Below are 11,671 nucleotides of genomic sequence, written 5' to 3'. Positions count from 1 at the left end.
CGGTACTCGACACGGTATCGAGGATGACGTTGTCGAAGCGGTAGTCGTTGTGCACGATGCCGGGGCGCGGGTGGTCGGCGGGCATCTTCTCGCGCAGCCAGGCGGTTACCTGCTCCCAGCGCGGTGCGTCGGGGGTCAGGGCTTTTTCGTAGCGGCTGCTCCAGCCTTCGATCTGGCGCTGCACGTAGCCTTCGGGCTTGCCCAGGTCGGCCAGGCCGCAGGCGTTGTAGTCGACCTGATGCAGCTCTACCAGGCGGTCGATGAAGCTCTTGCACAGGGCTTCGGTGCGCGCGGCGTCCAGGCCCAGGGCTGGGGGGATGTCCGAACGCAGGATGACGCCCTTGACCCGTTCCATCACGTAGAACTCGCCACCGATCAGCGATTCGTCGGTGCAGTGCACGTAGGCCTTGGGGCAGTAGGGGAAGCCATCGTTGAGCTGGTTGAGGATGCGGAACTCGCGGCCCATGTCGTGGGCCGACTTGGCCTTCTGGCCAAACGGCGGGCGCCGCAGCACGAATTCGCGGCCAGGGTAGGCCACCAGGTAGGTCAGGTTCGAAGCGCCGCCGGGGAACTGGCTGACGCTCGGAGTACCCTCAAGGCCAGGGATATGTGCCTTGAGGTAGGGATCGATGACGGCCGCATCGAGTTCTTCGCCGGGGCGTACCTGGGTGGACTGGTCGGTGAGCGTCATGCGTATTCCTTATTCTCGGTCGCGAGGACTATTGGCTAATCTAATTTCCATATCGCGTTGGTACAAGCGTCCCAGCCGCCATATTGGTGCGGGTGTTGCTGTCCAATCACTGCACCTGATGAACGCCCATGCCAGGCAATGCGCGGGCGAAAAAAAACCGAAGCGCACAGGCTTCGGTTTTCTTCATGGCGATGCTCGCAGGCCTCAGGCCGGGAACAGCTCGCTGAGCTTCATCGACAGCATCATGTCGCCTTCGACGCGCAGCTTGCCGCCCATGAAGGCCTGCATGCCATCGGTTTCACCGCTGACGATGCCCTTGAGGGTTTCGCTGTCCATCACCAGGGTGCAGTTGGCGTCGGCGTTCTCGCCTTCCTGGATCTCGCAGGTGCCGTCCTTGACGAGCAGGGCGTAGTGCTTGTCTTCGTCGGTGATGTTGAAGCCGAACACCAGGTCCAGGCCGGCGGCAGCGGCTGGGTTGAACTTGGCTTTCATCGCTTCGACTGCTTTAGCTACGTCGCTCATGGTGTTTTCCTTATGGGTAATGGTTGCGTGCAGGGGGCACAACAGGCCGGTTCATCGGTAGGTGATGAGCTCCGGCATCCTCAACAGCTGCACATGGGCTTGGCTGTTGAAAGAGGTCAGGGCCACGTCGCGGCCACGGAACTTCAGTTGGCTGAGCGACGTGTTGATGATTTGCCAGTTCAGCGCGAACGCCTGGGCCGGGGTAACGCCGGTCACCAGGTGGAGCAGGGCGGCGATGGTGCCACCCGAAGTGAAAATGGCGATGTTGTCGCGGCTGGACGCTTGCGCCAGTACGCGTTGCAAGCCACCGCCAACGCGGCCGGTGAACGATGCCCAGGTTTCCAGGCCATCGCTTGGGGCATGCTCGCCGTCATGCCAGCGCTGCACCATCAGCGCGAACAGGCGCTGGAACTCGCTGCGGTGTTGCGCCGGGTTGCGCAGCACTTGCAGCGCCTCGGGCTCATGGGGCAGCAGGTCGGGTACCAGGGCGCGGATCACGCCATCGGCGTCGAATTCGTTAAAGGCCGGGTCGGTTTCCACCGGCGCGACGGCGCTGCCGTTGGCCGCAAGGCGTTCCAGGGCCAGGCGTGCGGTGTCTTGCTGGCGGCGCAGGTCGCCGGCGATGCAGCGGTCGAACTGCAAGCCAAGCTGCGCCAGGTGCTCACCCAGGGCATGGCTCTGGCGCACACCTAGCGGGGACAAGACGTCGTAGTCGTCGGCACCGAAGGAGGCTTGGCCATGTCGGATCAGGTAGATATTGCCCACGGGGAAGTCCGGCCTGGGTTGAGGTTGCTGGGAGGTTAGGATGGCCCAGTGAGGCTGTCAATGAAAAAACATACAAGCGTTTGAAAAGCTTGTTTGAACTGTGTTGCCAGCGTTTTCCCCGGCTGGCAGCGGCCCAGGCGTGTCGGTATGCTTGGAACAATTTCGCGCTATATGGCGCAGGTCCTACAAGGAGTCGCTGTGGAGTTTCTTGCTGAATACGCAAGCTTTCTCGCCAAAACCGCCACGTTGGTCATTGCCATCCTGGTGGTGCTTTCCGCCATCGCCGGCATGCGTGGCAAGGGTCGGCGCAAGCCGGGCGGGCAGTTGCAGGTCATCCGTCTGAACGAGTTCTACAAAGAGCTGCGCGAACGCCTGGAATCGGGGCTGTTCGACAAGGCGCAGCTCAAGGCCTTGCGCAAGCAGCAGGCCAAGGCCGAGAAGCAGCAGAAGAAAGCCAAGGCTTCCGACAAGTCCGAGGAAAAAAGCCGGGTGTTCGTGCTCGATTTCGATGGCGATATCAAGGCCTCGGCCACCGAGAGCCTGCGCAACGAAATCACCGCACTGCTGACCCTGGCCACCCCGCGTGACGAAGTGGTGCTGCGCCTGGAAAGCGGTGGCGGCCTGGTACACAGCTACGGCCTGGCAGCCTCGCAGCTGGCGCGCATCCGCGAGGCCGGCATCCCGCTGACCGTGTGCATCGACAAAGTCGCCGCCAGCGGCGGCTACATGATGGCCTGCATCGGCGAGAAGATCATCAGCGCCCCGTTCGCCGTACTCGGCTCCATCGGCGTAGTGGCGCAGCTGCCCAACGTCAACCGGCTGCTGAAAAAGCACGACATCGACTTCGAGGTGCTGACCGCTGGCGAGTACAAACGCACCCTGACCGTGTTCGGCGAGAACACCGAGAAGGGCCGGGAGAAGTTTCAGGAAGACCTGGACATCACCCACCAGTTGTTCAAGGATTTCGTCGGCCGCTACCGCCCGCAGCTGCACATCGACGAAGTGGCCACCGGCGAAGTCTGGCTGGGCATCGCCGCGCTGAACCGCAACCTGGTCGATGAACTGCGCACCAGCGACGAATACCTCAGCACCCGCGCCCGCGAGGCGAACCTGTTCCACGTGCACTACGCCGAACGCAAGTCGCTGCAGGAACGCATCGGCATGGCCGCCAGCGGCACCTTGGAGAACACCTTGGTAGGGCTGTGGAGCAAGCTCGGTCGCCTTCGCTAACACCTTGAACCCCTTGAAGAATTTTTTCTTCGAGGGGGTTGCAAGGGGCATCGAATGCCGACATAATGGCGTCCATCGAAACGCAGCTGGCTTGAAAAAGTCGAGCGGTTTCAAGGAGATAGCGAAAGCTGACTCCGACTTTGAGGCCGAGTAGCAAAGTGGTTATGCTCCGGATTGCAAATCCGTCTACGCCGGTTCGATTCCGACCTCGGCCTCCATTCTTCGAAAACCCCGCAGACTAACGTCTGCGGGGTTTTTCTTTGTGTGTTCGAAAAGCCTGAAGCATCAAAACAATTCGATCGCAGTTCCAAAACTTACCTTGTTTGGAGGGCCTGGCCGTCGGTAGACGCGCTCGATGATTCCATCTTTCGATTGTCGCAGCAGCACGCTTACATCTAGCTAAGGTCGGAAACCGCTGATAGCATTTTGCCTCCAACATGCCCGTAAGGATACGATGTGTACGTATACAAAATGGTTCAAGTACCTCCAAATGTTGAGGTAGACGCCAAAAAACACAAAGGCAACGAAGCTGCCGCGTATCTGCAGTCAGTAGTCAACACTCACGCGGAAGATGGCTGGGAATTTTATCGAGTGGACACCATTGGCGTTGCGGTCAAGCCAGGTTGCTTCGACGCGCTGTTTGGCAAGAAAACCGAACTGTCCAGTTACTACGTTATTTCCTTCCGTCGGCAGTCATGATCGCTAGGTCTTCCATCTTTCTGATCAGACTGTATCAGTGCTCAGCGCCGAGCCGTCTTCGCGAATCCTGCCGATACGATCCTTCGTGCTCACACTACGCAATAGCTGCGCTTGAAAAGTACGGAGCCTGGAAAGGTTGGGGGCTAGCTCTCAAGCGGATTTATCGATGCCGACCGCCAAATGGTGGAGTCGACTTACCATAGACCCGCGTTTTTGCACTTTCAAAGATGGAACAGGTGGGCTTTTCAAGGATGCATATAAAAACGATCAGTGGCTTGCTGTTGGCAAGCGCACTTGCTGGATGCGGTGGCATCGCCTCGATTCCCTATGTCGAACCCGCTCTCTCCCCAGAGACGGCACGGGTGCGTGTGATCACGAACTCAGATGTGTTCGGCGATAGTCTTACAACGAATTGCATACCCAAGACCCGCCACCTGATGGCGCGAGCGGGCCGTCAGTTCGACAATGGCCAGCCCCATGAGAGCTACCCTCAGTTTCCTTTGCAACCTCATAAAATTGTCGGAATGCCTGACCGTAGCGCTCCTGGAATGATCAAGCTTCAACCCGGTATCCGCATGGCGGAGGGCATGTACGCTGAGGTTGAAACAGAGTACCTCGTGCCGACCAATGCACCGTTCATGGTCTCGACGCTTGGGGCGGTGATGGGAAGTTATGGGTCGACCGATTCGGTCTGCCCAATGGACGCGAAGGTCTTCGAGCTGAAGGCAGGGAAAGATTATGAGGTGTTCGTAGGCATGCACCCCGTGCAGACGCCAGCTGGCCCGCGATTGTCGTGCGCGCTCTCGATCCGTAGGTTGGCAGTGATCGGCAAGGTGACCGTGCCGATCCCCGTTGATGCAAGGCCTGCTCCGAAGGACGGCTGCAAGAACTGATAGAGACGCCGTACCCATCCCCCAGAAAAAGAAAAACCCGCCATTGAGGCGGGTCCAAGGAACGTATCGAAGCCAGGTCAGTGTGCCTAGGCAAATGTCAGAATTTCGTGAACCGTATGTCCACAAACCATTCTATGCATGACTCAATTCCAGGCGGCTGATCACGCACACCGAGCGGTCCTGTGCGGTGGTCGCACTGGTGTAGTCCACCTGGTTGTACACCCCGCCATGAAAATTGAAGGTGCGCGCGTTCCAGCTCGCGCTCATCTGCATCAGCCCCGTGCTGGCGCTGCGACCGTTGCACACGGCGTTGACCTTGGCAGCGCCGCCGGAGGTGATTTCGATGACCACTTCGAACACGCTGCCCAACGGTACGTCGGCGAGCAGGGTACTGTTGAGCGGGGTGGGTTGGTCGAAGTCCTGGCGAAACCCGAAGGTGATCTTGCCCTTGTTCCAGAACACCTTGATCGCCGGGCTGTCGTCGTCCTTCACGTGCATCTGGGCGATCACCACCTTCTGCGCCGAATTGACCTGGTCGAGCCGCATGAACTGGTGGTTGTGATGCCTGGCGGCGCTGGCCAGGCTCCAGTAGGTGGGCTCCTTCCACTCGCAGCGGGTGCGGTGGGTGCTCTTGCTGGAGGCGCCGCGAGTGGGGGCGACCATGCGCACCGAGCCGTCCGGCAGGCGGGCGATGACCTCGGGCAGGGTTGCCAGGGCCTGGGCGCCGGTGAGCTCTAAGGCAACTGGGTTGGTCGCGGACTTGGGTACGGGGGTGGTAATGATGAGGCGGTCGATATTGACGGACATGGGGCTTGCTCCTTGCGGGGTAGAGAATTTCCTGCCTAGTCCGAACCTCATTTACACGTTCAGTTTCGTGGCCATTGGCCGCATTTCCATGAAGATTTTTCGACAGGCAAAAAAAGCCCGCCATGGTCGGCGGGCAAGACGTTCTGAAGGGAGCTGCTAAAGGCTAATGCACAAGGGGTTAAGTCAACATTAACCGCCTCTAAGATTGACCAGGCCTGTCGATAGGCCTATACAGGCGTGCCTGACCGTCCCGGAGCCTGCGATGCACGACGAAGATGACCTGCCCGAACCCGAGCACGATCACCTGCTCGACCATGAATTCCTCTATGACGGCCTCGAGCCCGAGGCCGACGCGCAAGGTGCGGAGGATGAAGTCGAGGAGGACGAGCAATGGCACGATGACCTCGATGAGCAAGACCACCCCGCCTGGCACGACGACCCCGACGACTGAGCCCTAGCGGCGGTCCAGCGAGAAGCGCCCGGCGCCGGTCACGGCCAGCAGCAACAGGCCGCCGACGATGCTCAGGTTCTTGTAGAAGTGAATCATGTTGGCGCTGCGCTCAGGGTCGACCATGTTCCAGTACGGGTGGCCGATCAACGCGGTGCCGAACACGAACAGCGCGAGCAGGAACGCCAGTGGCCGGGTGTAGAAGCCCAGGATCAGCAGGATGCCGACGAAGAACTCCATCAGCACCGCGACGGCTGCCGCCAGGGTCGGCGCGGGGGCGCCCAGCGAGCCCAGGTAGCCGACCGTGCCCTCGAAGCCGGTCAGCTTGCTCCAGCCAGACATCACGAACAGGATCATCAACAAGATACGAGCAAGCAGGATAATGACGTCGCGTTGGCCGTCGAACAGGGTATGGCGCATGGTGGCGTTCCGATAGTGGTGACAGATTTCACTCTAGCAGTTGCGCGGGATATTTCCGGAAGGCATGAAAAAGGCGCCACAAGGGCGCCTTTTTCAGAAAGAGTTGGTGCGAGTGGCGGGACTCGAACCCGCAAGGCTTGCGCCGACAGATTTTAAGTCTGCTGTGTATACCAATTCCACCACACTCGCACGCTTGAAAGGGTCATCGCTGACCGGCGCGCTTTATAACCCACCGTTATAGCGACGTCAACCGTACCTCGTATTTCAAGGTGTGAGCGTGCGGGCGATTTCGCGCATCTGTACGGCTGAACCACGCAACTCGCGGGCCTTGGCATTAACGCCCGACACCTCGGCGCGGTGTATCGAATAATGCAGGTAGCGTGCATGGCCATTGAGGCTCAGGCCTAGCTCGTCGAGTTGCCGCGCAGCGCGCAGCAAATCGTCCTGGAGGGTCAGCAAACGAACATTGGTCGGCATGTCGATTCCGTGAGTATCCGCAAGGCGCGCTGCACTATAGGTCAATACAGCGCTTGCTGCCATCTGCCCATGTATCGGACACTCGCAGGTTGATGTTCCCCACCGAGCCGTTTTGACTAAGCTCATTTATGTTCCTCCTGCTGTGCCTGTGGAGCTCGCATGGTTTCAGCCAATCGTCCCGACCCCTTCATGCCCGCCTACCGCTATGAACAACTGGTTCAGGCGGTGGTCGACTATGCCATCTACATGCTCGACCCCTCAGGTTATGTGGTGTCCTGGAACGCAGGGGCCGAGCGCATCAAGGGTTACCGCGCCGAGGAAGTGATCGGTCGGCATTTCTCGTTGTTCTTCACCCCTCAGGACTGTCTTGACGGGCGCCCTGAGCGTTTGCTGCGCCAGGCCCTGGACCAGGGCGTGGCGCAGGATGAAGGCTGGCGCGTGCGCAAGGACGGCACGCAGTTCTGGGCCCTGGCGGCGCTGGATGTGATCCGCGACCACCACGGCCAGGTCATTGGCCTGGCCAAGATCACCCGCGACATCACCGACCGCCGCGACTCGGCCCTGCAACTCGACGCCATGCGCGCCCAGCTGTTCCAGGCGCAGAAGCTCGAGGCGCTGGGGCAGTTGACCGGCGGCCTGGCCCATGACTTCAACAACCTGCTCACCATTATCCTCAGCTCCGCGCGCCTGGCCTTGGTCAGCAAGGACCCGGCACGTACGCAGAACCTGCTCGAGCACATCGTCGACGCCGGCCAGCGGGGCGCGCAACTGACCCGCCAGTTGCTCAGCTTCGCGCGCCACCAGCAGTTCACCGTGACCCGGGTGAACCCGGTGGAACTGGTGGCCTCGACCCGCAGTCTGCTTGAACACGCGCTGCCCGATGACATCGAGCTGGAGCAGCAGCTAGCGCCTGACCTGCCCCTGATCGAGGTGGATGCCGGGCAGTTGCAGATGGTGCTGCTCAACCTGCTGTTCAACGCCCGCGATGCTATCGAAGGGGCGGGGCAGATCCGCCTGGAGGTCAGGGTGGTGACCTTGGTGGGTGAAGTGGAGGGCTTGCACGGGCAGTTCGTGCGCTTCGATGTACATGACACCGGCCAGGGCATCGCGCCGTATGTGTTGCCGCGCATCTTCGAGCCCTTCTTCACCACCAAGCCCTTCGGCAAAGGCACGGGCCTCGGCCTGAGCCAGGTGTATGGATTCGCCAAGCAGAGCAATGGCGCCATCTGCGTGGCCAGCAGCGAAGGCCAGGGCACCTGCATGAGCCTGTACCTGCCGGCCCAGCAACACGACGGCGATCTCCAACCCAACGAGTAGGAAGCGACATGGTAGAAACACTCACGCGTTTGGCGACGGGAATCGATGGGCTCGATGCCGTGCTAAAGGGCGGCCTGGTGGCTAGCGCCTCCTATATCGTCCAGGGCCCACCAGGGGCGGGCAAGACCATCCTGGCCAACCAGCTCGCCTGCAACCATGTGCGCGATGGTGGGCGGGTGCTGGTGGCGACCTTGCTCAGCGAGTCCCACGAGCGCCTGTTCCAGTACTTGTCCACCCTGGCGTTCTTCGACCCGACCTTGGTGGGCGACCCGATCCAGTTCGTCAGCGCCTTCGATACTTTGGAGCAGGAAGGCCTGGATGCGGTTGTCCGGCTGCTGCGCCAGGAAATCTCTCGGCAGCAGGCCAGCCTGCTGATCGTCGATGGCCTGCTCAACGCCAGGGCGCGGGCGGAAACGGCCCTGGACACCAAGAAGTTCGTCTCCGAACTGCAAGGGCATGCGGCGTTTGCCGGGTGCACCGTGCTGTTGTTGACCAGCGCTCGGCTGGAAGAGGGCAGCCCCGAGCACACCATGGTCGATGGGGTGATCGAGCTGGGCGAACAGACCATTGGCAGCCATACCGTGCGGCATATCCAGTTGCGCAAGACGCGCGGCAGCGGAGCGTTGGCAGGCAAGCACGAGTGCCTGATCAGCGAGGCAGGGCTTCAGGTCTACCCAAGGCTCGAATCGCTCTACAGCCACCCCAGCTACCTGGGTTCCGAGGTGCTGAAGCGGGTCTCAACCGGCGTAGTGGCGCTGGACGAGATGCTCGCCGGCGGCCTGGCCGAAGGCTCTGTGAGCCTGTTGATGGGGCCTTCGGGTGTCGGCAAGACGTCTCTGGGCCTGGGCTTTTTGGCGGCCTCCAGCCCCGAGGCGCCGGGCTTGCACTTCGGCTTCTACGAGCCTCCCGCGCGCCTGCGCTTGAAGGCGGCGTCGCTGGGGCATGATTTCATCACCCTGGAAAAACAGGGCGCCTTGCACCTGTGCTGGCAGCCCACCACCGAAGGTTTGCTGGACCAAGTGGGTGCCCGCTTGCTGGCGCAGGTCGAGGCGCATGGCATCAAGCGTGTGGTCATCGACAGCCTGGGGGCGTTCGGGCGCCTGGCGACCGATCCTGCACGGCTCAATGGTTTCTTCCGCGCCTTGACCGGCGAACTGCGCGCGCGTGACGTCAGCGTGCTGCTGACCTGGGAGATGCGCGACCTGTTTGGTTCGGAGATCACCGCGCCGGCGCCGGACCTGTCGAGCATCGTCGATAACCTGATGCTCATGCGCTTCGTCGAGCTCGAGTCGCAATTGCGGCGCATGCTGTCGATCCTCAAGGTGCGCGACAGCCACCACGACCCAGCCCCGCACGAGCTGCTTATCGGGCCCCATGGCATCACCTTGAGCAAGGCCTTCGAGGGCGCGCGAGGGGTATTATCCGGTACCGCAGTGCCGCAGGGTGGCGGCTGATGGGTATGCCATGAACACCATTCTGATCGTCGATGACGAATACCTGATCGCCGATATCCTCGGTTTCGCCTTGGAGGACGAGGGCTTTCTGGTGGAAAAGGCCAGCAATGGCCGCAAGGCATTGGACGCTTTGAAAGAGAAACGGGTAGAGCTGGTGATCACCGACTACATGATGCCGGTGCTCAATGGCGAGGAGCTGGTGCGGGCGATTCGCCAGGAGTTGGCGCTGGCGGACCTACCAGTGATTCTCATGAGTGGGGCGCAGGCCAGCGAGGGGTGGGTCAGCCCTGAGCTGTTCGCGGCGGTATTCGATAAGCCCTTCGACATGGACCGGATGATCGCCAAGGTGCGCGAGTTGCTCGACACCTGAGCGGGTAGGCAGGCTCCCGCGTCGGCGGGCAGGGCGGTCAAGCGCATCCGTGCGGCTTGAGACAGGAAAACTCAGTGGTGGTCGTCGGCTTTTTCCGGGGCTGGGCTGCCGGCTTGGATACGCTTGAAAATCTCTTCACGATGAACCTGGACATCTTTCGGCGCATCGATGCCAATTCTCACTTGCATCCCTTTGACTCCCAGAATGGTGACTTTGATGTCGTCGTTGATGACGATGCTTTCGCCAACCTTACGGGTGAGTATCAGCATGTAGTTCTCCTTGGTGATGAAATAAACCGCGAGGCCAGTTGCCACGGCGGCGGGAGCCTGTCCCTCTTCCTTCTCATTAAAGACGCTTTCGGCGGATATTAATTCCCCCGCAGACAAATTCTCTTGCCTGTCTTCAGTTGCAGGTGCCGATGGAAACCAAGGTGGTGTCAATCGGCGAAGGTGCTCGGTGGCAAGGATAGGGCGCTTCAGTGCTTATGGGAAATTTCTCTGCTCTAGATGAAGAATACTCTTTGCTAACTGTCAGTTAAATCACCTCTAGTGCTTTCAGAAAATGCAGCAAAGCAACTTCCTCCGGCTCCAGTCCCTTGCGTGCACGTACTCGAGGCAAGTCGGCGAGGCGCCCGAGTTCGAAGTGCTCCAGCACCGCTGGGTGGATGTAACAGCGACGACACACCGCAGGCGTATTGCCCAGGCGCGTTGCCACCTGGCGGACCATGGCCGTCACTTGGCGCCGGGCTTCGCTTTGCGGCTCCCAGGCCAGCGGGCGCAGCAGTTCCAGCGCCAGGGCGCTGCCGGCCCAGGTGCGGTAGTCCTTGGCGGTGAAGTCGGCGCCGGTGAGTTGCTGGAGAAACTGGTTGACCTCGCTGGAGCCCACGCTATGACGCTCGCCGTTTTCGTCCAGGTACTGGAACAGCGATTGCCCCGGCAGTTCCAGGCAGCGCTTGACCAGCCCGGCCAGGCGCCGGTCGCGCAGAGTCACGTCATGCTCCACGCCGCGCTTGCCGCGAAACTGGAAGCGTATGGTGCTGCCGCGTACCTGCACATGGCGATTGCGCAGGGTGGTCAGGCCATAGGATTGGTTGTCGCGCAGGTACTCGCGGTTGCCGATACGAATCAGCGTGCTGTCGAGCAGACTGACCACCAGCGCCATCACCTTTTCCCGGTCCAGGCCGGGCCGCGCCAGGTGTAGGTCCAGTTGCTTGCGCAGGCTGGGCAGGGCCTGGGCGAAGGCCAGCATGCGCCCGTACTTGTGCTGGTCGCGCAGCACCCGCCATTCGGTGTGGTAGCGGTACTGCTTGCGCCCTCGGGCATCGCGGCCGGTCGCTTGCAGGTGGCCGTGGGGGTCGAGGCAGATCCACACATCGGTGTAGGCCGGGGGGATCACCAGCGCGGCGATACGTGCCAGGGTCTCGCTGTCGCGTATGCGCTCGCCGGCGGGGTCGAGGTAGATGAAGCGGTCACGCCAGCGGCGCCGGCTCAGGCCGGGCTGGCTGTCGTCGACGTAGTGCAGGGTTCGCGGCAGGCGGATCTCGGACATCGCGCACTCCATGCCCAGTTATCTGAGCCC

Annotated in this window: 16 protein-coding genes and 2 tRNA genes; 9 read left to right on the top strand and 9 right to left on the bottom strand. The window is 61.2% G+C overall.

Annotated features, from left to right (window positions below; genetic code table 11):
- The 3 genes from ACQKPE_RS01655 to ACQKPE_RS01645 form a co-directional block, all read right to left on the bottom strand.
- Positions 1-691: phosphotransferase family protein (locus ACQKPE_RS01655; RefSeq protein ID WP_427663025.1), on the bottom strand; the 691-nt coding region annotated here is incomplete at its 3' end.
- Positions 692-895: 204 nt separating this feature from the next.
- A complete protein-coding gene (locus tag ACQKPE_RS01650) occupies positions 896-1,213 on the bottom strand; it encodes an SCP2 sterol-binding domain-containing protein (protein WP_267302202.1) in 318 nt (105 codons plus the stop codon).
- Positions 1,214-1,264: 51 nt separating this feature from the next.
- Positions 1,265-1,978 (bottom strand): histidine phosphatase family protein, encoded by a 714-nt coding sequence (locus tag ACQKPE_RS01645; protein ID WP_427663024.1) that lies wholly within the window; start codon positions 1,976-1,978, stop codon positions 1,265-1,267.
- Between the two features lie 198 nt (positions 1,979-2,176).
- On the opposite strand from ACQKPE_RS01645, the gene sohB reads away from it, so the two are divergent.
- The 5 genes from sohB (at position 2,177) to ACQKPE_RS01620 (ending at position 4,800) form a co-directional block, all read left to right on the top strand.
- On the top strand, positions 2,177-3,208 hold the full coding sequence (sohB, locus tag ACQKPE_RS01640; protein WP_427663023.1) for a protease SohB: 1,032 nt from the start codon (positions 2,177-2,179) through the stop codon (positions 3,206-3,208).
- 144 nt (positions 3,209-3,352) lie between these two features.
- Positions 3,353-3,426, top strand: a tRNA-Cys gene (locus ACQKPE_RS01635).
- A 238-nt stretch (positions 3,427-3,664) separates the two neighbouring features.
- Entirely contained in the window at positions 3,665-3,907 is a 243-nt protein-coding gene (locus ACQKPE_RS01630) for a DUF4177 domain-containing protein (protein WP_427663022.1), read from the top strand.
- A complete protein-coding gene (yidD, locus tag ACQKPE_RS01625; protein WP_427663021.1) occupies positions 3,904-4,110 on the top strand; it encodes a membrane protein insertion efficiency factor YidD in 207 nt (68 codons plus the stop codon). The genes ACQKPE_RS01630 and yidD overlap by 4 nt, the downstream gene beginning before the upstream one ends.
- A gap of 24 nt (positions 4,111-4,134) precedes the next feature.
- Positions 4,135-4,800 carry a hypothetical protein gene (locus ACQKPE_RS01620; RefSeq protein ID WP_427663020.1) on the top strand — a complete coding sequence of 222 codons (666 nt, stop codon included), beginning with the start codon at positions 4,135-4,137 and terminating at the stop codon, positions 4,798-4,800.
- A gap of 132 nt (positions 4,801-4,932) precedes the next feature.
- Here the strand turns inward: ACQKPE_RS01620 and ACQKPE_RS01615 are convergent, their stop codons facing one another.
- Positions 4,933-5,607 carry a polysaccharide lyase family 7 protein gene (locus ACQKPE_RS01615; protein ID WP_427663019.1) on the bottom strand — a complete coding sequence of 225 codons (675 nt, stop codon included), beginning with the start codon at positions 5,605-5,607 and terminating at the stop codon, positions 4,933-4,935.
- A 262-nt stretch (positions 5,608-5,869) separates the two neighbouring features.
- Between ACQKPE_RS01615 and ACQKPE_RS01610 the strand changes: the two genes are divergently transcribed.
- The gene (locus tag ACQKPE_RS01610) at positions 5,870-6,058 is read left to right on the top strand and encodes a hypothetical protein (protein WP_427663018.1); all 189 of its coding nucleotides are present in this window, start codon (positions 5,870-5,872) and stop codon (positions 6,056-6,058) included.
- A gap of 3 nt (positions 6,059-6,061) precedes the next feature.
- On the opposite strand, the gene ACQKPE_RS01605 is transcribed toward ACQKPE_RS01610, so the two are convergent.
- The 3 genes from ACQKPE_RS01605 to ACQKPE_RS01595 form a co-directional block, all read right to left on the bottom strand.
- Positions 6,062-6,475, bottom strand: coding sequence for a DoxX family protein (locus ACQKPE_RS01605; protein WP_427663017.1), 414 nt, complete (start codon positions 6,473-6,475; stop codon positions 6,062-6,064).
- 104 nt (positions 6,476-6,579) lie between these two features.
- Positions 6,580-6,664, bottom strand: a tRNA-Leu gene (locus tag ACQKPE_RS01600).
- A 75-nt stretch (positions 6,665-6,739) separates the two neighbouring features.
- Positions 6,740-6,952 carry a hypothetical protein gene (locus tag ACQKPE_RS01595; RefSeq protein WP_427663016.1) on the bottom strand — a complete coding sequence of 71 codons (213 nt, stop codon included), beginning with the start codon at positions 6,950-6,952 and terminating at the stop codon, positions 6,740-6,742.
- Between the two features lie 159 nt (positions 6,953-7,111).
- On the opposite strand from ACQKPE_RS01595, the gene ACQKPE_RS01590 reads away from it, so the two are divergent.
- The 3 genes from ACQKPE_RS01590 to ACQKPE_RS01580 are packed head-to-tail and all read left to right on the top strand — an operon-like array spanning position 7,112 to position 10,093.
- Positions 7,112-8,269, top strand: a complete 1,158-nt coding sequence (locus ACQKPE_RS01590) for a two-component system sensor histidine kinase NtrB (RefSeq protein WP_427663015.1) — start codon at positions 7,112-7,114, stop codon at positions 8,267-8,269.
- Between the two features lie 8 nt (positions 8,270-8,277).
- Positions 8,278-9,723, top strand: coding sequence for an ATPase domain-containing protein (locus ACQKPE_RS01585; protein ID WP_427663014.1), 1,446 nt, complete (start codon positions 8,278-8,280; stop codon positions 9,721-9,723).
- Positions 9,724-9,733: 10 nt separating this feature from the next.
- Complete coding sequence (locus tag ACQKPE_RS01580) at positions 9,734-10,093, top strand: response regulator (protein ID WP_427663013.1); 360 nt, start codon at positions 9,734-9,736, stop codon at positions 10,091-10,093.
- 71 nt (positions 10,094-10,164) lie between these two features.
- Here the strand turns inward: ACQKPE_RS01580 and csrA are convergent, their stop codons facing one another.
- Both csrA and ACQKPE_RS01570 read right to left on the bottom strand, forming a co-directional pair.
- Entirely contained in the window at positions 10,165-10,362 is a 198-nt protein-coding gene (gene csrA / locus ACQKPE_RS01575) for a carbon storage regulator CsrA (protein ID WP_427663012.1), read from the bottom strand.
- A 265-nt stretch (positions 10,363-10,627) separates the two neighbouring features.
- Positions 10,628-11,641 carry a DNA topoisomerase IB gene (locus ACQKPE_RS01570; protein ID WP_427663011.1) on the bottom strand — a complete coding sequence of 338 codons (1,014 nt, stop codon included), beginning with the start codon at positions 11,639-11,641 and terminating at the stop codon, positions 10,628-10,630.
- Between the last annotated feature and the right edge of the window lie 30 nt (positions 11,642-11,671).

This window comes from Pseudomonas sp. NPDC089554 (genome assembly GCF_050280645.1).
Taxonomy (GTDB): domain Bacteria; phylum Pseudomonadota; class Gammaproteobacteria; order Pseudomonadales; family Pseudomonadaceae; genus Aquipseudomonas.
Note: the sequence above shows the minus strand (reverse complement) of the source record. Positions and strands in the feature narration are given on the sequence as shown.

What these genes read in the sequence shown, in the direction of transcription:
- ACQKPE_RS01585 (WP_427663014.1), top strand. Translation starts at nt 8,278, where the DNA reads ATGGTAGAAACACTCACGCGTTTGGCGACGGGAATCGATGGGCTCGAT.
- ACQKPE_RS01605 (WP_427663017.1), bottom strand. Translation starts at nt 6,475, where the DNA reads ATGCGCCATACCCTGTTCGACGGCCAACGCGACGTCATTATCCTGCTT.
- csrA (WP_427663012.1), bottom strand. Translation starts at nt 10,362, where the DNA reads ATGCTGATACTCACCCGTAAGGTTGGCGAAAGCATCGTCATCAACGAC.
- ACQKPE_RS01580 (WP_427663013.1), top strand. Translation starts at nt 9,734, where the DNA reads ATGAACACCATTCTGATCGTCGATGACGAATACCTGATCGCCGATATC.
- ACQKPE_RS01615 (WP_427663019.1), bottom strand. Translation starts at nt 5,607, where the DNA reads ATGTCCGTCAATATCGACCGCCTCATCATTACCACCCCCGTACCCAAG.
- ACQKPE_RS01620 (WP_427663020.1), top strand. Translation starts at nt 4,135, where the DNA reads ATGGAACAGGTGGGCTTTTCAAGGATGCATATAAAAACGATCAGTGGC.
- ACQKPE_RS01610 (WP_427663018.1), top strand. Translation starts at nt 5,870, where the DNA reads ATGCACGACGAAGATGACCTGCCCGAACCCGAGCACGATCACCTGCTC.
- ACQKPE_RS01595 (WP_427663016.1), bottom strand. Translation starts at nt 6,952, where the DNA reads ATGCCGACCAATGTTCGTTTGCTGACCCTCCAGGACGATTTGCTGCGC.
- ACQKPE_RS01650 (WP_267302202.1), bottom strand. Translation starts at nt 1,213, where the DNA reads ATGAGCGACGTAGCTAAAGCAGTCGAAGCGATGAAAGCCAAGTTCAAC.
- ACQKPE_RS01590 (WP_427663015.1), top strand. Translation starts at nt 7,112, where the DNA reads ATGGTTTCAGCCAATCGTCCCGACCCCTTCATGCCCGCCTACCGCTAT.
- ACQKPE_RS01570 (WP_427663011.1), bottom strand. Translation starts at nt 11,641, where the DNA reads ATGTCCGAGATCCGCCTGCCGCGAACCCTGCACTACGTCGACGACAGC.
- yidD (WP_427663021.1), top strand. Translation starts at nt 3,904, where the DNA reads ATGATCGCTAGGTCTTCCATCTTTCTGATCAGACTGTATCAGTGCTCA.